Below are 19,771 nucleotides of genomic sequence, written 5' to 3'. Positions count from 1 at the left end.
TGACACCATAGCACCGCGATGGTTATATCCAACGTGGATACAATCAGAGGAGGAGCAATGGCGCTCGGCATCAGCCAGGTCACCATCTACGTTGAGGACCAGCAGCGTGCCCTCGACTTCTGGAGCGGCAAGGTGGGCTGCACGGTCACCAGGGACATGCCCTACGGCGAGGACCGCTGGATCGAGGTCGAGCCGCCCGCCGGCGGCACCAGGCTGGCCATCATCAAGGCCGACCCCAAGTGGCCCGCGATGGTCAAGGACATGCCCAACTACGTGCTGTTCGAGGCCGACGACATCGTCAAGACGCACGAGGAGCTCGCCGCCCGCGGCGTGGAGTTCACGCAGGCGCCGAAGCAGGAGCCTTGGGGCTGGTCGGCGGTCTTCAAGGACGAGGACGGCAACCTGTTCCACCTCGGCCAGCGTTAACGCACGCCGAGCCGCTTGCGCAGGTCCCTGGCCGTGGCCAGGACGTGCTGGATCTCGCCGGGGCTCGGCCACGGCGCGCTGCCGGGACGCAGCAGCGTGCCGCGTACGGACGCCAGGTGCTCGATGGCGCTCACGTGCACCCCGCTGCGCCGCACCAGCCACCCCACCACGTCCGAATGGTCGTGCAGCGGCCTGGTCACCACGTCCCAGGTGCCCAGGACCTCGGTCAGCGCCGCCACGTCCAGCGGGACCCCGCCCCTGCGGCCGGTGGCTGCCGCGGCCAGCTCGGCCCGCGCGGCCAGCTCGGGCTCCGTGGGGCCGGCCCACGCAGGCGGCGGCGGGTCGGACAGCCACTCCCGCGCCTCGCCCAGCTCGCCGGCCACCGACAACAGCCCGCCCAGCTCTAGCGCCGCTCCGTGGTGGCCGGCCAGCGCGGCCTGGCGGAACCAGTGCCGGCCGCCGGCCAGGTCACCGAACTCGGCGATGAGCAGCAGGCCGTAGTTGAAGGCCGACTCGGCGTCCCCGCCGGCCGCCGCCCGGCCGAACCAGTGGCTGGCCGCCCCGCAGTCGCCCAGCTCCACGCACACGAACCCGGCCATCCGCTGGTCCTCGACCCGGCCCGCGTTCGCGGCCTGCTCGAACCAGGCCCGTGCGGTACGCAGGTCGCCCCTGGACAGCGCGATCCCGCCGAGCCAGGAGGCGGCGCCCGGGTGCTCGCTCTTGGCGGCCAGCCGGAAGTACGCCTCGGCGCCCTCGGGGTCGCGCCCGGCGTTCAGGTAGAGGCCCATGCAGTACGCGGACTCGGCGTGGCCGGCCCTGGCGGCGTATTCCCACCACCGCACGGTCTCCTCGTCGTCGCCCGCCGCGTAGGCCAGGAAGCCGAGGTCGTGCGCCGAGGCCGGGTCGCCGTCGATCGCCGCGCGGCGATGCCACTCGCGGGCCCCGCCGAGCTCGCCCGCGTCCTCGCACACCAGTGCCAGCCTGCGCGCCGCGGCCCGGGAACCGGCGAGGGCCGCGCTCTCGAACCACCTCCTGGCCCCGGCGACGTCGCCGCGCTGCTCCAGCAGAAGCGTCGCCAGGTTGGTCGCGGCCTCGGCGTCGCCGGTCGCGGCGGCCGTCTCGTACCACGTGATCGCCGCGTCCAGGCTGCCGTGTTTCTCGTGCCAGACGCCCAGGTTGAAGGCGCTGTCGACGTTGCCGCTCAGGGCGGCCCGCTCCCACCAGTGCCTGGCGGCCACCCGGTCGCCATGCTGCGCATAGAGCTTGCCGAGCCGGTGCGCGGCCTGCGGGTCGCCTGCGCGCGCGGCGGCCAGCAGCTCGGGCTCATCTCCCACGCGGGGCGCCGGTATGGCAGGCGCCGCCACTTCTCCTTGCCAGGCCATGGCGACAGGGTGGCACGTGATCACGCGATCGCGAACCGTAATGGCCGACACACTAGGAGAAGTTGATGAAGCCCGCGTACATGCCCATCCCGCAGACGTACCGCAGCGTGCCGGGCGGCTGGGGCGGCAGCCGTACGGTGGCCGGCAGCGCCACGTCGCGCCCGCCGATCACGACCGTGCCGGTGCAACCCCGGTCGGCCTGCTTGAAGACGATCTCGACCGGGACGCCGGCGGGCGCCGGCACCATGGCCGGGCGGTAGCCGTCCCGGGTCGCCCACACGGTGACGGTCGTCGAGACGGGGCGCGCCGCGGCCGGGGGCGTGGACGGGGGCGGGGCCGCGGGCAACCAGCCGCCCAGGTTGAGCCCGGCACCGACGGTCCAGAGCCCGGCGGCGATCGCCACGAGCCCGGTGAGTCTGGCGAGCCTGGTGCGAGAGACCCGCCGTAAGACGTAGCCGAGCAGCGCGAACGCCGGGGCGGTGCCGGCCACGAAACCCGCCATGGCCGCCGCGCCCGCCAGCGGCGAGCCGCTGGAGACGGCGATCATCTCCATGCTGAGCGTGACGCCGCACGGCACGAGGATGGTGGCCGCCCCCAGGAGCGGGGCCTTGTAGCGGGAGACCTGGCCGTCGCGCGGCGCCGCGCAGTGCCCACGCCGCATGAGCCTGACGGCGAAGACGATCACCGTGACACCGGCGGCGACCAGCAGCGCCGCACGGGCCGCGGGCGGCGGGCTGATGGCCGAGCCGAGCAGCCCGAGCAGCGCCCCGGCCAACGTGTACGAGGCCAGCCGCCCGGCAAGGAACCACCCCACGAGCGCCGGACCACGCCCGTGCGGCCGATCGGCCAGGCCCATGAGCAGCCCGCTCTGCGTCGCGGTGCAGGTCGCGGTGCCTGCCACCAGTCCCGCAGCGAGCCCGCCGGCCAGCAGGCCGGCCGCCTGGGCGCTCAGTGGGCGAGCGCCAGGCTGTCCAGGGACCCGCTCTTGGCCGCCTCCACGATGGAGCCGAACTGGTCGAGGCTCATCTCCACGCGCTGCCCGAAGTCGTCGGTGATGATGACCTGGCGCTCCTCGGGCGCGTCCCGGTCGACGAACAGTTCAGGGCAACCACAGCTGCACTGGCCGCAGAACCTGGCGATGGACTGCATGCGTGTCCCCACTCATTCGGAAGCCGTATACGCAACGTAACGCGACCTCCTGGACGCGGCCAGTGACAGTAGTTGCACCTTGGTGAGGTTTATCGGGTCGGCACCACCACCATCGCGCTGCCGCCGCCTCGTCTCGCCGGCTCGGCCACGGCCTGGATGCGGCCCCCGCCGAGGAACTCCAGCGCCGTGGCGGCGCCGATCTCCGGGTTGGGGGCGAAGCTGTGTCCGCGGTCCATCAAATCCTTCTGGTGCAGGGCCAGGAACGCCGGCTCGGCCTGCGTCTGTGCGGTGTTGCGCTGCGTGGCGCGCGGCGCGGCCAGCGCCTCGGGCAGCTTCATGCCGAACTCGTACCGGTTGAGGAGGATCTGCAGCACGGTCGTGATGATGGTCGAGCCGCCGGGGGAGCCGACCGCCAGCATTGGCCTGCCGTCGTCGAACACCAGCGTGGGCGCCATCGACGAGCGCGGCCGCTTGCCCGGGCCCGGCAGGTTCGGGTCGCCGGGGGCCGGGCCGGGCGTGAAGTCGGTCAGCTCATTGTTGAGGAGCACGCCGCGGCCCGGCACCACGATGCCGTTGCCGCCGGTGGACTCGATGGTCAGGTTGTAGGCGATCACGTTGCCCCAGCGGTCGGCCACCACGAGGTGCGTGGTCTCGGGGCCCTCGTCCGCGACCGGGGTGGCGCTCCCGGTGGGCTGGGCGCAGGGCTCGTACGAGCCGTCCGGGCTGCCCGGCGCAGCCGGGTGCGTCATCGCCCGCTCGCCGATCAGGCACGCCCGCTCCTTGGCGAAGCCGTCGGACAGCAGCTCCTCCAGAGGGACGCCGGGGATGTCGCCGACGTACTTGCCGCGGTCGGCGAAGGCCAGCCTGGACGCCTCCAGGTACTCGTGCAGGCCGACCTCCGGCAGGGGCTCCAGGATGTTGAGCGCCTCGCCGACGGTGGATCCGCCGGAGGACGGGGGAGCCATGCCGTAGACGTCCATGCCCTTATAGGAGACCTTGGTGGGCTCGCGCATGAGGGCGCGGTACGCACGCAGGTCCGCCAGCTCCATCAGGCCGGGCCGCACGTTGCGGGTGCTGCCTGGGGTGACCGGCGGGTTCTTGACCGTGGTCACGATCTCTTCGCCGAGCCGGCCGCCGTACAACCAGCCGGGGCCGCGCTTGGCCAGCTCCCGGTAGGTGTCCGCAAGCTCCGGATTCCTGAAGACCGAGCCGACGGGCGGCGGGGCGCCGTTCGGCAGGTACAACGAGGCCGTGGAGATGAAGTCCTTGAAGCGGGCGGCGTTGGCGGCCGTCTGGTCGGAGAACGTCTGGTCCACGACGAAGCCCTTGGCGGCCACCTCGATGGCCGGCTGGAGCGCCTGCTTGAGCGAGATCGTGCCGAACCTGCGCAGGGCCAGGTCCCAGTTCGCGACCGTGCCGGGCACGCCGGCCGACAGCCCGCTGGTGACGGCCTGGTCGAACGGGATGCCCTCCAACGCGGTCGACGTCATGGCCTGCGGCGCGGTCTCCCGGCCGTCGATCGTGAAGACCTTACGCTGCCTGGCGTCGTAGTAGACCATGAAACCGCCGCCGGCCAGCCCGGCCGAGTACGGCTCGGTGACTCCGAGCACCGCACCGGCCGCGACCGCGGCGTCCACGGCGTTGCCGCCCTTTCTCAGCACGGAGATGGCGGCCTTGCTCGCGTCCAGGTCGACGGTGGAGACGGCGCCGCCGTACCCCTTGGCGACCGGGACCTTCTGCTGGGGCTCGGCCGACACGGGAGCCGTGGGCACGAGCGCGATGAGGACTGCTGCTGCTGCGGGAATGAGCATTCGACGCATGATCTCCACCATCTACCAGGTACGCCTGTCGTGGTAGGGCCCCCTGCGACATGAGGGTGATGCGCCGGTCAGAGTGGTGACCTAGCGTTGAGGCGTGCACTCGAAGTCCGGCTTCGCCCCTTACTTCGCCCTGATCACCGCCGTGTTCCAAGTGGGGCTGTCCCAGGGTGCGCAGCGCGGGCAGACGTCCAGGGAGCCGCTCGACCCGTTCGCCTACGGGCTGCTGCTGGTCGGGCCACTGATGATCGTCCTGCACCGGAAGTTCCCGATCAGCACGGCCGTCGTCACCTTCCTGGCGACCTACGTCTACGTCTGGGGCGGTTACCCCTACGGCGGAGTGTTCGTCGCGCCGATCGTCATGTTGTTCCTGCTGGTCCTGCGGCGCCATCGGCTGGTGGCGTGGATCCTGGCCGGGATCACGCTCGCGGCCTTCATCCTCTACTCCTGGGTCACCCTCCAGCCGCAGCGCGGGCTCTTCCACGACCTGGCGGTTTCCTCATTCATCCTACTCACCATGGTCGCGGCGGAACTGGTCAGGATCGCCCGCGAACGACGGGCCCAGCAGCAGCGCGCCGCCGAAGAGGAGAGCAGGCGGCAGGCCAGCGAGGAGCGGCTGACCATGGCGCAGGAGCTGCACGACGTACTCGCGCACAACATCTCACTCATCCACGTCCAGGCGTCGACCGCGCTGCACCTCATCGACGACAATCCCGAACAGGCCAGGACGGCCCTGGCCACCATCAAGACCGCGTCCAAGGAGGTCCTGGGCGAGATGCGCTCGGTGCTGAACGTGTTGCGCGAGGGCGCCCCGCGCTCGCCCACGGCCGGGCTCGACCGGCTCGACGAGCTGATCGAGCGCTCGGGCCTGGAGGTGACGCTCAAGCGGGTCGGCTCACGCCCCCTGCCGCCTTCGGTGGAGCGGGCCGCCTACCGGATCGTGCAGGAGTCGCTCACCAACGCCGCCCGCCACGCCCCCGGCTCTGCGGTGACCGTGCGGCTGGAATACTGCTCGAGCGAGCTCGTCATCCGCGTGACCGACACCGGCGCCACCACGCCTGCCGTCCTGTCCGAGTCCGGCAGCGGCAACGGCATTCCCGGCATGCGGGAGCGGGCCGCCGCGCTGGGCGGCACGCTGGTCGCAGGCCCGTCAGGCGGGGGCTTCCAGGTCGAGGCCCGGCTGCCCCTACCCGAGGAGACCTCATGATCAAGCTGCTGCTGGCCGACGACCAGGCGCTGGTCCGGGCGGGCTTCAAGGCGCTGCTCGACGCCCAGGCGGACATGACCGTGGTGGCCGAGGCCGCCGACGGCGCGGAGGCGGTGCGGCTGGCGGCCCAGAACCGGCCCGACGTGGTGCTCATGGACATCCGCATGCCCGGCACCGACGGCCTGACCGCGACCCGCCAGATGCCCGAGGGGCCGCGCATCATCATCCTGACGACGTTCGAGCTGGACGAATACGTCTTCGAGGCGCTGCGCGGCGGCGCCAGCGGCTTCCTGGTCAAGGACACCGAGCCGGCCGAGCTGATCCAGGCCGTCCGGGTGGTCGCGGCCGGCGAGGCGCTGCTGTCGCCGAGCGTGACCCGCCGTCTGATCGCCGAGTACGCCTCGCGCGCCAAGGAGCCGATCGCCGCCGACGGCCTCGATCAGCTCACCGAGCGCGAGCGTGAGGTGCTCTCCCTGGTCGGCACCGGCATGACCAACGACGAGATCGCCGCCAAGCTCTTCATGTCGCCGGCCACCGCGAAGACCCACGTGTCCCGGGCGATGATGAAGCTGCACGCTCGGGATCGGGCCCAGCTGGTCGTGATCGCCTATGAGTCGGGGCTGGTCAAGCCGGGCTGGGTGTGAACCATGCGGACACCGCTTCCGGCATGCCGGCCGCGCCTGCCCAGGCCACGTAGCCGTCGGGACGGATCAGCAGCGCGTCGGCGGGCGGATCGTCGGCACGTGCGCTGACCACGTCGATCCAGCCGCCGCCGACCTCGGCGCGGCCGCCGAGCTCGCTGCCGTCGAGCGCGGCGCCGTCGAGCTCGGCCCCGCCGCCGAGGTCGAGCAGCACCGGCCGGCCCGCGCGCATCAGCTCGGCCACCCGGCGGCCGTCCTTCAGGGCCAGGTCAGGGACGAAGTGGCCGACCAGCGGATGCGGCGCGGAGCCGTAGCGGACGTCGGAGCCGTGCAGGAGCGTGGCCAGGTGGCGGGCCGGCTGCTCGTACGCGAACACCTCGGCGAGCAGCTCACGCAGTGCGGCCCCGTCCTCGTCGTCCAGGCGGTCCAGGGCCGCCTGCGCACGGGTCTGGACGAGGGCTCGCTCGGCGGCCGGGCGGCGCTCGGCCTCGTACGTGCCGAGCAGTCCTTCCGGGGCGCGGCCGTGGAGCGCGGCGGCCAGCTTCCAGCCCAGATTGGCCGCGTCGGTCATGCCGACGTTGAGCGCCGAGCCGCCCGCGGGGAACAGGTGCGCGGCGTCCCCCGCCAGGAACACCCGCCCGGCCTGGTACCGCCCGGCCAGCCTGGCCTGCGCGGCCGTGCTCGACAACCAGATCGGCTCCCCCAAGGGCAGGTCGCGGCCAAGGACGCGGCGCACCGCCGCGTGGAAGTCCTCGATCGTCACGGGCCCGTCCTGAGGCTCCCCTTTCTCCCGGACGCCGGCGATCAGCACGCCGTGCTGGAGCGAGGTGAGCAGGACGCGGCCGCGCGGCGTCCGGTTCCAGCCCGGTTCCAGCCCGGCCAGCTCCAGGGGCTTGAAGGGATCGGCGACGCCATCCGTACTGAAGTGGCCCAGCCGCAGCACGTGGTCGTCGGTGGTGCCGGGAAAATCGATCCCAGCCAGTTCACGCACGAGGCTGCGACCGCCGTCGCAGCCCACGACGTAGCGGGCGCGCCGCACCTGGCCGTCCGCCAGGCCGAGCGTCACGCCCTCGGCGTCCTGGGCGAGGGACACCACCTCGCACCCTCGCCTGATCTCGGCCCCGAGCTCGATCGCCCGTTCGGTCAGCAGCCGCTCTATGCGCGGCTGCTGGATCAGCAGCAGGCGTAGGGGGATGTCGTCCAGCCCATCGAAGCGCAGCGGCACCGAGCCGAACGGGAACCCCGGCGCCCGGCCCGCGAACGGGCTGCCCTCGCTGAAACGCTCCAGCAGGCCGCGGTGGTCGAGCAGCTCGATGATCTGCCCACCCAGGCCGTTGGCCCTGGGCTGCTCGCTCGGCTCGGTCCTTTTCTCCAGCACGATCGGGCGGACTCCCGACAGGCCCAGCTCGCACGCGAGCATGAGGCCGACGGGTCCCGCCCCTACGATCAACACGTCATCCATGCCTGTCAGGCTAGATTGACAAATCTGCGGCTGTCAAGCTAGCCTGACAGCGTGGACGTTACAGAGCTCTCCGAGCGGATCAGGTCCGGCGACCCCGCCATGGGTCTGCGGGCGGTGGGCGCGCTGCACCGGCTGGCCGAGCAGGTCGAGGCGGTGTCGGTGGCGCTCGCCAGGGAGCAGGGCTGGACCTGGGAGCAGATAGGCGACGCGCTCGGCATGTCACGGCAGTCTGTGCACGCCAAGTACGGGAAGTGAGGATTCGCGATGTTCGGCAGACAGAAGACCCCGTTCCATGTGGTCGTCACGGCCGCGTTCGAGGAAGCCAGGCTGCGGGGTGACCGGCGACTGGGCACTGAGCACCTGCTGCTCGGCCTCCTCCACCACCCGGACGCGGCACGGGCGCTGGGCGTGGACCTGGAGGGGGCCCGGGCGGCGCTCGACGACCTCGACAAGGCGGCGCTGCGCATGCTCGGCCTCGAGGCCGGCGACCTGCCGGCGGTGCCGCGCAAGCACCCCCGGGTTCCCTCCACGGCGCTCACCTCCAGCGCCCGGGCGGCCATCAACCAGGCCATCAAGGCCACAACGGCGAGGAACAGGGCCAAGGAGGCGCCCCGGCAGCTCGCCCTCACCCTGCTGGCGCAGCGGCGACCCGACCCCGTCGCCCAGCTCGTCGACCAGCTCCGGATCGACCGCGCGGCCGTAGGCGCTCGCTGGGAGGGGTCCGCGGCGTGACCGTAATTTGGTTGAACGCCGGGCCGGGCCGCTGACAAGGTCAAACCATGCATAGCACGTACGAGGACCTTGTCCGGGAGGCGAGCACGGTCTCCGTGGACGGCTGGGACTTCTCCTGGCTCGACGGCCGGGCCAGCGAGGAGCGGCCCTCGTGGGGCTACGCGCGCCTGCTCGGCGAGCGGATGGCGGGGGCGCGAGCGGCACTCGACATCCAGACCGGCGGCGGCGAGATCATCGCGGGCCTGCCCACCCTGCCGCCGGTGACCGTGGCCACCGAATCGTGGCCGCCCAACCTCCATCTCGCCGCCGCCCGGCTGCGCCCGCGCGGGGCGTGGGTGGTGGCCGACGACGAGGAGCCGCGCCTGCCGTTCCGCGACGGGGCCTTCGACCTGGTCAGCAGCCGCCACCCGGTGACGACGTGGTGGGCGGAGATCGCCAGGGTGTTGCGGCCCGGTGGGTCCTACTTCTCCCAGCAGATCGGGCCGTGGAGCGTGGCTGAGCTCACGGACCACTTCCTCGGGCCCCACGACGGCTCGGGCCGCGACCCCGAGCGAGCCAGGGCGGAGGCCGAGTCCGCCGGGCTGGAGGTCGTGGACCTGAGGTATGAGCGGTTGCGGATGGAGTTCCGCGACATCGGCGCGGTGATCTACTTCCTGCGCAAGGTGATCTGGATCGTGCCGGGGTTCTCCGTGGAGCGGCACCGCGACAAGGTGCGGGCGTTGCACGAGCGCATCGAGGCCGAGGGGCCGTTCGTGGCGCACTCCAGCCGGTTCCTCATCGAGGCGAGGCGGCCCGGTGGCCAGGCTGCGTGACATCGTGATCGACTGCCGGCACCCGGCCTCGCTGGCCAGGTTCTGGGCCGCCGCGCTGGACGGCTACGCCATCGCCCCCTACGACGAGGCCGAGCTGGCGCGGCTGCGTGCCGAAGGTATCAACGATCCGGAGGACGATCCGACGGTGCTTGTGGAGGGCGGGCCACCGCGGCTGTGGTTCCAGCGCGTCCCCGAACGCAAGATCGTCAAGAACCGCGTTCACGTGGACCTGGAGAGCACCGACCCCGACGCCGAGCTGGCCCGGTTGACCGCGCTGGGCGCCACCCTGCAGGCCACGCACGACGACTGGGTGACGCTGGCCGACCCCGAGGGCAACGAGTTCTGCCTGTTCAGCACCGCCTAAGGGGAGTCACACAGCTTCGGATAGGGCGGCCGGGATGCGGTCGAGCACCGGGTGCGGCACCAGCCCGTACGCGTAGAAGTCCACCGCCTGCGCCCCGGCGGCCTTCGCCCCGCGGGCCTTGGCCACCAGCCGGTCGGCGGAATCGCTGTCGGGATGGCCCGGCCGCAACACCGCCCGCACCTCCCGGTCCTTGCCCACGGACCGCAGATAGGCGCCCACGTCGTCGGCCACCCGCGCCGCGTCCCGCGCGTACGCCAGCACCCCGAACGCCGGCACGAGGTCCCCCAGAGCCACCAGATCGACCCCGAACTGCCAGGCGTCGTGCGCCGCGAGGCCGGGCGTGGGCAACCCGTCGGCATACCCCTTGACCGCGCCCGTCGAATCCACGAACACCAGCTTGGAGCCCTCCTCGGCGACCGCGGACGCCACCTCCGACACCAGCGTCGTGACGGTCTCGGACCGGGCTCTGGCGTAGGCCACGACGTCGGGCCCCGCGTACGCGGTCAGCGCCGCCCTGGTCACCTCGCCCTGCGCGGGCGGGTCGCCGTCGAACACCCGCCCCACGATCCCGGCGCACTCCTCCCGCGCCATCTCGGCCCGCACGCCCAGGTCGGTGGCCCGCCGCATGCAGTAGTCGCAGAAGCAGAGCCCGAACAGGTAGGCGTCCATCGGCCCGAGCGGCACGAACGACCGCTGTGCCTTCAGTGGCCGGAAGTGCAGCGACTCGGCCACCACGCTGTCGACCCCCAGCCTGGCCACCGCCCTGGCCAGCGCGACGGCGTAGTCGCGCACGTCCGGATGGGCCGGGCACAGGTCGGTGGGGGAGCCGCGGTCGCCGAAGCAGTCGCGTACGGTCACGTCCGGATGCTCCATGCCGATCGTGGCGTTGCGCAGGAACACCGTCCATCCGTGGAGCTTCATGGACCGTTTCGCACAGGCCTCCCGAAGCCCGTCGAACGCCTCCAGATAGCCGGGCACCGGCGCCAACCGCAGCCCGGCGAACAGATCGGCCGGCGGGGCGAAGTGCGCCCCGTCGTGCCGGACGGTCAGCCTGGACAGCCCGTGCGGGGTGACGTCGCGGGAGGCGTGGTGCACGGCTCCGACGGTGATGCCGGTCACGCCGTACCCGCTGATCCTGTCGAGCACCCGCTCGACGCCCTCGCCGCGCAGGTCCTCGACGAAGACGTAAACCGAACTGTCCACGAGCCGACCTTATGCGCTCTTGTGCGCGACGAAGTCGATCTCCACGAGGATGTCCAGCAGCTCGGACCCCACAGTGGTGCGTACGGGGTAAGGCGCGTTGAAATAGGACTTGTACACCTCGTTGTAGGCGGCGAAGTCCCGCTTGAGGTGCTGCAGGTGGACCGTGGACTTGATCACGTCATCGAAGCCGAGGCCGTGCGCGGCGAGGATGGCGCCGAGATTGCGCATAACCTGGTGCGTCTGGGCGGCCACGTCGTCGCCGACGATCTCGCCGGTCTGCGGGTCGAGCGGCCCCATGCCGGAGGTGTAGACGAAATCGCCCACCACGAGGCCCTGCGAGTATGCGCCGATGGGGGCGGCGCCCTCGCTCGTCCGGAGCTCCTTTTTCACGCGATCTCCCTGAGAAGTTGGTCTTTCCCTAGAAGTTGGTCTTTATCGTGCCTACGACACGGTAGTCCCGGTCCACCAGGGGAAGCACGCGCCACTTGTCGAAGGCGGTGCAGGGATGGGAGATGCCGAAAGCCAGCAGGTCACCGGGCTTGAGCCCGGCGGCCCGCACGATCGTGTGCTGGTCCTGCATCCGCACGACGGTGACGCCGTCGCGGCGCGGGATCGGCAGCCCCTCGTCGAAGGGCGCGTCCCGCTTGCCCATGCCCACGATCGCCAGCCCGGGCTCAGGTGTGGACAAGACATGCGCCCACACCTCCAGTGCCGGGCGCAACTCGCCGTCGATGCGGTTGAACGGGGTGCGCTCGCGGTAGTAGCCGTCGTCGTGGCTGACGTACGCGCCGCTGCGCAGCAGGATCCTGGCCTGGGCGGCGACGAGCTCCCGCCCGATCACGTCGAACCACTGGCTGCCGCCCACGCTGAGGATGGGGCTCTTGACGCGGACGTATTCGACGGCCTCCTGCAGGGAGTCCAGATATTTCCGGACCTCGTCGGTGCTCTTCAGCGCGCCCTCGTACCCGGCCACCCCGGCCAGCTCCACCCCGGGCGTCTCCTGCACGTGCCCGGCCACTCGCAGCAGCTCCTCGAGGGTGCGGCAGCCCGCCCGCCCGCCCTCGTGCCCGAGCTCCACCAGCACCCGGAATGGCCGCGCCCCGGCGTGCCCGGCGAGGATGTCCACCCCGGCCACGGAGTCGGCGAAGCTCAGGAACTCGAACGCCGGATCCCGCTCCAGCTCGGCAGCCGCCCAGGCGAGCCCGGCCGGATCCACGACCTGGTTGGCCACCATGATGCGATCGACCCCGAACCCCCGGACAATCTGGGCCTGCCGCGGCGTCGCCACGCTCAGCCCCCAGGCGCCCGCCGCGAGCTGCAGGGCGGCGATCTCGGCTGACATGTGCGTCTTGGCGTGCGGGGCCAGCTCCAGCCCGTGGTCACCGGCGAAGGCCGCCATCGTCGCGACGTTGTGCTCCAGCGCGTCCCGATGCACCACCATCAGCGGGAAGCCGAGCCCGCCGTCGAAGATCGACAGTCTCCGGTCGGCCTGTTGGAGGATGGCCTGCTCGAGGACGGACTGCACAGCACCCCCTTCATCCCGGTCCGACCCTATCCCAATGACCAGGAACGGATCCCACGCCCACGTCCCAAGGTCCACGAGCGCAGCCCTCGCCCGGGCGCCGGCGGTCAGCCCTCGCCCGGGCGCCGGCGGTCAGCCCTCGCCCGGGCACCGGCGGTCAGGAACGGAGCGCGCGTCCGGGGGTGGCACCGGTGAGCTCGCCCCCGGCCAGCACGCGCACGCCCGACACAAGCACGTCGTCGATGCCGGTCGCGAGCATGCGCGGCGCCGCGTACGTCGCCCGGTCCCCGACCGCGGCCGGGTCGAACACCACCACGTCGGCCGCGAACCCCGCCCGCACCAGCCCCCGCTCCGCCAGCCCGAACCGCCGGGCCGGATGCGAGGCCAGGTGCACGACGGCCTGCTCCCACGTCCAGTCCTCCAGCTCCCTGACATGCCGCCCGAGGAACCTGGCGAACGCCCCGTAGCCCCGCGGATGCGGATGCCCGCCCACGTAGATGCCGTCGGAGCCGCCGGTGTGCGAGGGGTGGCGCAACATTCGGCGTACGGACTCCTCGCCTTCGGGTCCCTCGTCGGGGCGGGCGAACACCACCCCCGCCTCCAGGCGCGTCTCCGTCAGGAGGCGGCGGCAGAGCTCGCCCGGCTCGACTCCGGCCCGCTCGGCCGCCGCCACCATGGTCAGACCCTCGCTCCACTCCATGCCGGGGGCATGCGAGATGGTCAGCCGTGGCCACGACTCGGCCAGCGTCGCCCACCAACCGTCCAACTCCCCGGAGGCGATCATCTCCAGCGCGCGGTCCGGCTCGGCGCCCGGCACGGACGGCGGCAGTGCGTACATCGCCAGGATCGTGTTGCCCCGCAGGTAGGGGTAGGTGTCGAAGGTCAAATCGACGTCCTTGGCCAGCGCGTCCTCGACCAGCGGCAGCAGCACGTCGGCGGGCCCGTGCAGGTGGGAGACGTGCGCGGCGGCGCCGGAACGGCCGGCGATCTCGACGACCTCGGCCATGCCCACGCCGGCCCTGGCGCCGTAGGCCCGCATGTGGGTGACATAGGGGAGAGCGCCGAGCGGCTCGCACAACGTGGCCAGCTCCTCGGCGGTGGCATATCGGCCCGGCAGGTATTCGAGTCCGCTCGACAGCCCGGCCGCGCCCTCCGACAGGCCGCGCTCGACGAGCCGCAGCATCTTCGCCAGGTCGTCCGGCGTGGCCGGATCCGGGGACGGGCCCATGACGTCGTAGCGGATGGTGCCGTGGGGGAGCAGGTATGCGGTGTTGAGCGGCACCGCGCGATCGTAGGAGGCGAGCAACTCGCCGACGGAGAGGGATCCCTCGAACGGCGGCACGTGCTCCCCGGAGGGGGCGCTCTTGGCCGGCGGGCCGTTGACGGCGGCGAAGTAGCGTGAGGCGTAAGCGACGGTCTCGGCGGACCCGGGCGCGAAGGACAACCCGTCCTGCCCCAGCACGAACGTCGTCACCCCCTGTCGCAGCGCCGCCTGCTGCACCGCCGGGTCGAAGACGGCTGCGTCGCCGTGGGCGTGGCAGTCCACGAAGCCAGGCGCGACGAACCGCCCCGCGGCGTCGATCACGGTCTCCGCCTGCGCGCCGTCCAGCCGGCCGACCGCCGCGATCCGATCGCCGTCGATCGCCACGTCCACCCGGTGCGGCGGGGCGCCCGTGCCGTCGAGCACCCGCCCACCGCTGATGACTACGTCGAACCTCACCTCAGGATTCAATCAGAGCGCGACGACACCTCCGCGCAGACGGCCGACTTGTCGATCGGTTTTACGGCCAGCAGGTCGCGCGCCTCGGCGCGGGCCATGTTCCAGCCGTTCCACGGGTCGGGCCGATCCAGCCCGTTGGCCCTGACGACGTCGGCCAGCACGCAGCTGCGCTGCGGCTCCGGCAGCCGGTCCAGGGCCGGCACCGCCTCCGCGCCGAGGTCCCCCAGGTAGTCGGAGTCCATCTTGGCGACGCCGCGCACCTCCACCTGCGTGTACGCGACCCGCAGGTCGGGGTTCACGATCGCGAACGCGCCCAGGCCGATGCCGGTGATCAGGACGATCGTCCGCGGCAGCCAGCCGGAGCCGCGGCCCCCGAGCCGTACCGCCCCGGCCAGCAGCACCAGCGCGAACACCGTGCCGAGCCACCAGACCGTGGCCTGCACCGTGATCCGCAGCCTGGACAGGCCGTAGGCCTCGGTATAGAGGTTCATCCGGTGCAGGGCCGAGGCCAGCACGACCATTGTCAGCCCGCAGAGCACGCCCAGCAGGCAGGCCAGCACCCAGCGCTCGCGGCGTTCGGTCTTGAGCAGCCCGCCGGCCACCGCGACCATGCCGAGCACGAACACGCTGACCACCACGAGCTGGAAGAACCCCTCCCTGGCGTACTCCGCATAGGTCAGCCCCGCCGTCTTCAGCACCCACGTGTTGCCGCCGAACAGCGCCGTGATCTGCACGGCTACGAACGACGCGAACAGCAGGTTCACCGCCGTGAGCGGGATGACCCAGACACTCTTGCTCACTGTGAACTTGGTGTCCGGGCCGACGGGGTCGACCACCGGCCGGAGCGCGACCAGCACCACGGCCGCCAGCACCACAGCGAAGACGCCGAACAGGAAGATCCGCATCGGCGCCGATTCCGCCCAGGCGGGTGCGGTGGTCAGTCGCTCCACGTAGGAGGCGAACACCGCGTCCGCCGAGCTGAACAGCAGCCCGAACACCAGCAGCAGCACCGCCGTGATGCCGAGTGCGGCGAGCATCGGCATGACGCGCCGCCTGGCCGTCAGCTTCTTCAACGGGACGGCCAGGAACCACGGCACCGGGCCCAGCGCCAGCAGAACGGACACGCCGCCCCTGATCACGCCCAGCCACCCGGCGCCCGCCCCCGACACGGCCAGCGCACCCAGCCCGGCTCCCGCCACGAGCAGAATCGCCACCAGCCAGTCGGCGTCGCGCACCGCCGCCATGGCGATCAGCCAGTACGCCGTCAGTCCGAACGCCACCGTCCACGGCGTCATCCGCCGCGCCACCGCCGGCAGCGCCGCCGCGCCCAGCACCATGGACACCAGCACGATGCCCAGCCCGACCTGCGCCTCGGGCAACGCCACCGCCGCGAACACGCCTGCTCCTGCGGCGGCGGGCAACAACCATCGGGGTGTCTCGGGCAACTCAGGCCTCGGGAACAACGGCGGCGGCACATACGGCGGCGGTGGCGCCTGCCCTCCTGCCTGCGGCACCAACCGCCCTCCCATCGGGGTCCCGGGCGGACCGGCCACCCTGCCTACCGCCTGGCCTCCGGCCTGTGCCCATGCCTGGCCTGTGGCCTGCGCCGCCGTTGCGGGCTGTACTCCTGTCTGGCCTGCGGCCTGCGCCGGTGCCGGGGCTGCGTGCTGCGATCGCGCCTGGCCTGCGGCCGGCGGTGCCGCCGGGGCTGCGGGCTGCGTCCCTGCCTGGCCTGTGGTCTGCGCCGCCGCTAGGACTGCGTGCTGCGCCCATGCCTGGCCTGCGGCTGCGGGCTGCGATGCCGCCTGGCCCATGGACTGTGCCGCTGCCGCGGCTGCGGGCTGCACTCCTGCCTGGCCTGCCTGCGCCATGGAATGGGTGGCCGCATGGTACGCCGACTGGTAGGCCGTGGCCGCCGCCCGGCGGGCCGAGCCGACGCCCATGGACGCGCCGATCGCCCCCATGACCGCGGTGCTCATGACGAGCGTGACCAACGCCATCGCATCCCCGGCGGTCATGCTGACCAGCACGGCGGCGAACATGCCGACCAGGAAGCCGATCAGCACCCCGACCACGCCACCACCGATCATCCTGGCCAACGCGCTGCCCGGCGACGGCGGACTCGGTGCACCCAGCGCCGCTCCAGCGAGTGCACCCGGCACCGCCGCCACGGCACCGCTGCCCGCTACGGCTCTGCCGCCCGCCACGGCACCAACGCCCATCGGGGCACTGCCGCCCGCCAGGGCACTGCCGCCTGCCAGCGCACCGGCGCCCACCCCGGCACCGGCGCCCACCCCGGCACCGGTGCCCGCCACGGCGCGACCGTCGCTTGGGGTGTTCCCGCCGGCGGTCGAGGCGCCTGCGACGTTCGCAGGACGCCCGTCGTTCGCGGCGCCGGCCGCGATCGCGGCCTCGCTGTCGAACGGAGCGCCGCCGGCGGTCGCCGGGTGGCTGTCGGCACGCGCGACGGTGCCGTCGCCGGCAGGCCCGGCGCCTGCCACCACAAGCCCGTCCGGATCAGCCCCCGCGGTCATCGGGCCGGGTGCGGTCGCGAAGCGGCCGGTCACCGAAGCACCGACCCCTGTCACGACGCCCCCCTCGGCGGGTACGGCGGCCGGATCCGGCCGCGTGTCCAGCGCCGCCTGCTGTTCCGCCTCTAACGGCGCGTCAGCCATCGTCGTCCTCCCTGGTAAATCGACGACCATGCGGCACCCCGCACCATCGTCGATGCGAATGGAACCCCCGTGCAGTTCGACGATCTCCTTCACAATGGCCAGCCCCAGCCCCGCGCCCCCGGAGTCGGCCGCCCGCCCCGCGTCCAGCCGGGAGAAGCGCTCGAAGACCCGCCCTCTGGCCGAGGCCGGGATCCCCGGCCCCAGGTCGGCGACGACCACTCGCACGCCGGCCCCTTCCGCCGCCCCGCTCACGGTCACCACCCCGTTCAGGGGGCTGTGCCGTACCGCGTTGTCGAGGAGGTTCGCGAGGACCTGCGCGAGCAGGTCGGGGTCGGCCCTCAGCGCCAGATCGCCCGGCGCCTGGGCCCGGATCACGACATCCTCGCGGGCCATGGCAGCCTCGCGCACGGCCTGCTCGATCAGCGGCGCCAGCTCGATGGCCTCGGGCTCCATGAGCCGTGCCCCCGAGTCCAGCCGCGACAGGTCCAGCAGCTGCGCCACGAGCCGCCCGAGGCGCTCGGTCTGGGCGAGCGCGGTCCGCATGGTGACGGGGTCGGGCGCCGAGACGCCGTCCACGACGTTTTCCAGCACGGCCCGCAGCCCCGTGATCGGGGTGCGCAGCTCGTGGCTGACGTTCGCGACGAGCTCGCGGCGCTGCCTGTCCACCTCGCCGAGGTCGGCCGCCATCGCGTTGAACGCCCTGGCCAGCTCGCCCACCTCGTCCCGCGAGGTGGCGGTGACCCGCAGCCCGTAGCGGCCCTTGGCGATCGTCTGCGCGGCGCTGGCCATCTGGCGCAGCGGCTTGGTCATTCCCATGGCCAGGACCTGCACCATGATCAACGCCAGGACGACGGCGACCGCGATGCGTACCTCGCGGGACAACCCGGAGTTGAGACCGACCTCGTTGACGATGAAGGCCGTCCCCACGGCCAGCACGATCACGATGCCGAGCTTGACCTTGATCCGGCCGAGGAAGTCCAACGGCCTCATTGCCGCACCAGCGCGTAGCCGACGCCGTGCACGGTCCGCACCACGTCGGAGCCCAGCTTGCGGCGTAACGCCCGGACGTGGCTGTCCACGGTCCTGGTCGCGGCGGCCTCGGAGAAGCCCCACACGTCGCACAACAGCCGGTCGCGCTCGAAGACCTGCCCGGGCCGTTCGGCCAGACGGCGCAGCAGGTCGAACTCGGTCCTGGTGAGCTGCGCCTCGAGCCCGCGCACGAACACGCGGCGGGCCGCGGTGTCGATCTCCACATCGCCCACCCTGATCACGGTGTCCTCGACGGCGAGTTGGGCCGCCCGCTCCACCCTGCGCAGCAACGCGTGGATCCGGGCCACCAACTCGCGCATGCTGAACGGCTTGGCCAGGTAGTCGTCCGCGCCCACCCCCAAGCCGACCAGCACGTCGGTCTCCTCACCGAGCGCGGTCAGCATGAGCACCGGCACCGGCCTGGCCGCCTGCATCCGGCGGCACACCTCCAGCCCGTCGATGCCCGGCAGCAGCCGGTCAAGGATCACCAGGTCGGGATCCGCCTTGCCGTACTGGACGAGGGCGTCCTGCCCATCGCCGGCCACCCTGACGTCGAAGCCCTCGGCGGCCAGCCGATTCCGTACGGCCAGTGCGATCGTCTCATCGTCCTCGACCACGAGGATGCGTCGCTGCTCTGCCACGTACGAAAGCCTAGAAGCGCCCTGTGCAGGCGACTACCTCCTTAGCGTGCATAAACGGTGCAGACTTGGCGGGTGAACACTGCCGGGTACCTCCGCCGCATCGGTCTGCCCCATCTCCTCAACGCCCCTGTCAGCGCTGAGAGTCTGCGCGCGCTGCACGTCGCGCACATCGAGAAGGTCTCCTACGAGGCCTTGGAGATCTGGCTGGGCCGCCCCACCACCGTCGATCCCCTCGAATCCGCCGAGCGGATCATCCGGGGCCGGGGCGGCTACTGCTTCCACCTCAACGGCGCCTTCTCCGCGCTCGCCATGGCGCTCGGCTACGACGTGACCAGGCACGTCGGCGGCGTGCAGCCCCGCGGCGGCGAGGCCAACCTCGACGCCAACCACCTGGTGCTGACTGTGCGCGGCCTGCCGTCGGATGACAATCCTGGCGGCGAGTGGCTGGTGGACCTCGGTCTCGGTGACGCGCTGCACGAGCCGCTGCCGCTGGTCGCGGGCACGTACCGGCAAGGACCCTTCGAGTACGTCCTGCGCCCGTCGGAGATCGCGCCCGGCGGCTGGCGGTTCGACCACGATCCGAGTGGTTCGTTCCAAGGCATGGATTTCGATGCGGCCCCCACGGACATGTCCGCGTTCGTGGAGATGCACCGCCATCTGACCACGTCTCCGACGTCCGGCTTCGTCCGCGTGGCCGCGGTCCAGCGGCGGGACGCCTGGGGTGTGGACAGCCTGCGCGGGCTCGTCCTGTCCCGCATCGGCGTCGGCGCCAACGCGGTCACTCTGAGCACGGCACGCGACTATTACGCGGCGCTGGCGGATGTGTTCTCATTGCCGCTGGACGACGTGAGCGCCGAGGAGAAGGACAAGCTCTGGCGTAGATTGCACGACGCGCACGAAGCCTGGATGGCCGGCGGCGTACCGAACCCGCCTCACGAAGTGAGGCCGTGAACAGGGCGTGATGGCCACGGGGTGCGGACGGAGGCTAT

19 protein-coding genes are annotated in these 19,771 nt (G+C 72.1%); 8 read left to right on the top strand and 11 right to left on the bottom strand.

The features are described 5' to 3' along the window. Positions 1-57: 57 nt before the first annotated feature. The gene (locus Q9G87_RS26495; protein ID WP_305919174.1) at positions 58-426 is read left to right on the top strand and encodes a VOC family protein; all 369 of its coding nucleotides are present in this window, start codon (positions 58-60) and stop codon (positions 424-426) included. On the opposite strand, the gene Q9G87_RS26490 is transcribed toward Q9G87_RS26495, so the two are convergent. The 4 genes from Q9G87_RS26490 to ggt all read right to left on the bottom strand — a co-directional run bounded on the left by Q9G87_RS26490 (position 423) and on the right by ggt (position 4,777). After that, positions 423-1,808, bottom strand: coding sequence for a tetratricopeptide repeat protein (locus Q9G87_RS26490; RefSeq protein WP_305919173.1), 1,386 nt, complete (start codon positions 1,806-1,808; stop codon positions 423-425). The genes Q9G87_RS26495 and Q9G87_RS26490 overlap by 4 nt on opposite strands. A 52-nt stretch (positions 1,809-1,860) precedes the next feature. Beyond that, positions 1,861-2,712, bottom strand: a complete 852-nt coding sequence (locus tag Q9G87_RS26485) for an urease accessory protein UreH domain-containing protein (RefSeq protein WP_305919320.1) — start codon at positions 2,710-2,712, stop codon at positions 1,861-1,863. 44 nt (positions 2,713-2,756) lie between these two features. Beyond that, entirely contained in the window at positions 2,757-2,957 is a 201-nt protein-coding gene (locus tag Q9G87_RS26480) for a hypothetical protein (protein WP_305919172.1), read from the bottom strand. 89 nt (positions 2,958-3,046) lie between these two features. Then, the gene (gene ggt / locus Q9G87_RS26475) at positions 3,047-4,777 is read right to left on the bottom strand and encodes a gamma-glutamyltransferase (protein ID WP_305919171.1); all 1,731 of its coding nucleotides are present in this window, start codon (positions 4,775-4,777) and stop codon (positions 3,047-3,049) included. 94 nt (positions 4,778-4,871) lie between these two features. Between ggt and Q9G87_RS26470 the strand changes: the two genes are divergently transcribed. Together Q9G87_RS26470 and Q9G87_RS26465 are read left to right on the top strand one after the other, a co-directional pair. Further along, entirely contained in the window at positions 4,872-5,981 is a 1,110-nt protein-coding gene (locus Q9G87_RS26470; protein WP_305919170.1) for a sensor histidine kinase, read from the top strand. After that, the gene (locus Q9G87_RS26465) at positions 5,978-6,625 is read left to right on the top strand and encodes a response regulator (protein WP_305919169.1); all 648 of its coding nucleotides are present in this window, start codon (positions 5,978-5,980) and stop codon (positions 6,623-6,625) included. Before Q9G87_RS26470 ends, Q9G87_RS26465 begins: the two co-directional genes overlap by 4 nt. On the opposite strand, the gene Q9G87_RS26460 is transcribed toward Q9G87_RS26465, so the two are convergent. Further along, positions 6,606-8,084, bottom strand: a complete 1,479-nt coding sequence (locus Q9G87_RS26460) for an FAD-dependent monooxygenase (protein WP_305919168.1) — start codon at positions 8,082-8,084, stop codon at positions 6,606-6,608. The genes Q9G87_RS26465 and Q9G87_RS26460 overlap by 20 nt on opposite strands. Before the next feature lie 51 nt (positions 8,085-8,135). Here Q9G87_RS26460 and Q9G87_RS26455 point away from each other — a divergent pair, with 51 nt between their 5' ends. Genes Q9G87_RS26455 through Q9G87_RS26440 form a run of 4 tightly spaced genes read left to right on the top strand, consistent with a single transcriptional unit; the run spans position 8,136 to position 9,992 of the window. After that, entirely contained in the window at positions 8,136-8,339 is a 204-nt protein-coding gene (locus Q9G87_RS26455) for a hypothetical protein (protein WP_371825826.1), read from the top strand. A gap of 9 nt (positions 8,340-8,348) precedes the next feature. Then, complete coding sequence (locus Q9G87_RS26450; protein WP_305919167.1) at positions 8,349-8,816, top strand: Clp protease N-terminal domain-containing protein; 468 nt, start codon at positions 8,349-8,351, stop codon at positions 8,814-8,816. A 47-nt stretch (positions 8,817-8,863) separates the two neighbouring features. Further along, positions 8,864-9,628, top strand: a complete 765-nt coding sequence (locus Q9G87_RS26445) for a class I SAM-dependent methyltransferase (RefSeq protein ID WP_305919166.1) — start codon at positions 8,864-8,866, stop codon at positions 9,626-9,628. Then, the gene (locus Q9G87_RS26440; protein ID WP_305919165.1) at positions 9,612-9,992 is read left to right on the top strand and encodes a VOC family protein; all 381 of its coding nucleotides are present in this window, start codon (positions 9,612-9,614) and stop codon (positions 9,990-9,992) included. The genes Q9G87_RS26445 and Q9G87_RS26440 overlap by 17 nt, the downstream gene beginning before the upstream one ends. 6 nt (positions 9,993-9,998) lie before the next feature. Here Q9G87_RS26440 and Q9G87_RS26435 read toward each other — a convergent pair whose 3' ends face one another. The 6 genes from Q9G87_RS26435 to Q9G87_RS26410 all read right to left on the bottom strand — a co-directional run bounded on the left by Q9G87_RS26435 (position 9,999) and on the right by Q9G87_RS26410 (position 18,782). Then, positions 9,999-11,195 carry a hypothetical protein gene (locus Q9G87_RS26435; protein WP_305919164.1) on the bottom strand — a complete coding sequence of 399 codons (1,197 nt, stop codon included), beginning with the start codon at positions 11,193-11,195 and terminating at the stop codon, positions 9,999-10,001. A gap of 9 nt (positions 11,196-11,204) precedes the next feature. Beyond that, on the bottom strand, positions 11,205-11,585 hold the full coding sequence (locus Q9G87_RS26430; RefSeq protein WP_305919163.1) for a RidA family protein: 381 nt from the start codon (positions 11,583-11,585) through the stop codon (positions 11,205-11,207). 28 nt (positions 11,586-11,613) lie between these two features. After that, positions 11,614-12,720, bottom strand: a complete 1,107-nt coding sequence (locus tag Q9G87_RS26425) for an alanine racemase (protein ID WP_305919162.1) — start codon at positions 12,718-12,720, stop codon at positions 11,614-11,616. 154 nt (positions 12,721-12,874) lie between these two features. After that, a complete protein-coding gene (locus Q9G87_RS26420; RefSeq protein ID WP_305919161.1) occupies positions 12,875-14,437 on the bottom strand; it encodes an N-acyl-D-amino-acid deacylase family protein in 1,563 nt (520 codons plus the stop codon). Between the two features lie 8 nt (positions 14,438-14,445). Beyond that, positions 14,446-18,102 (bottom strand): DUF4153 domain-containing protein, encoded by a 3,657-nt coding sequence (locus Q9G87_RS26415; protein ID WP_305919160.1) that lies wholly within the window; start codon positions 18,100-18,102, stop codon positions 14,446-14,448. Beyond that, positions 18,099-18,782 carry a response regulator transcription factor gene (locus Q9G87_RS26410; protein WP_305919159.1) on the bottom strand — a complete coding sequence of 228 codons (684 nt, stop codon included), beginning with the start codon at positions 18,780-18,782 and terminating at the stop codon, positions 18,099-18,101. The genes Q9G87_RS26415 and Q9G87_RS26410 overlap by 4 nt, the downstream gene beginning before the upstream one ends. Before the next feature lie 72 nt (positions 18,783-18,854). Between Q9G87_RS26410 and Q9G87_RS26405 the strand changes: the two genes are divergently transcribed. After that, positions 18,855-19,733, top strand: coding sequence for an arylamine N-acetyltransferase family protein (locus Q9G87_RS26405; RefSeq protein ID WP_305919158.1), 879 nt, complete (start codon positions 18,855-18,857; stop codon positions 19,731-19,733). Positions 19,734-19,771: the final 38 nt, after the last annotated feature.

This window comes from Nonomuraea turcica (assembly GCF_030718205.1).
GTDB lineage: Bacteria > Actinomycetota > Actinomycetes > Streptosporangiales > Streptosporangiaceae > Nonomuraea.
The sequence above is the reverse complement of the archived record's forward strand: the minus strand, read 5'-3'. Positions and strand labels throughout refer to the sequence as shown.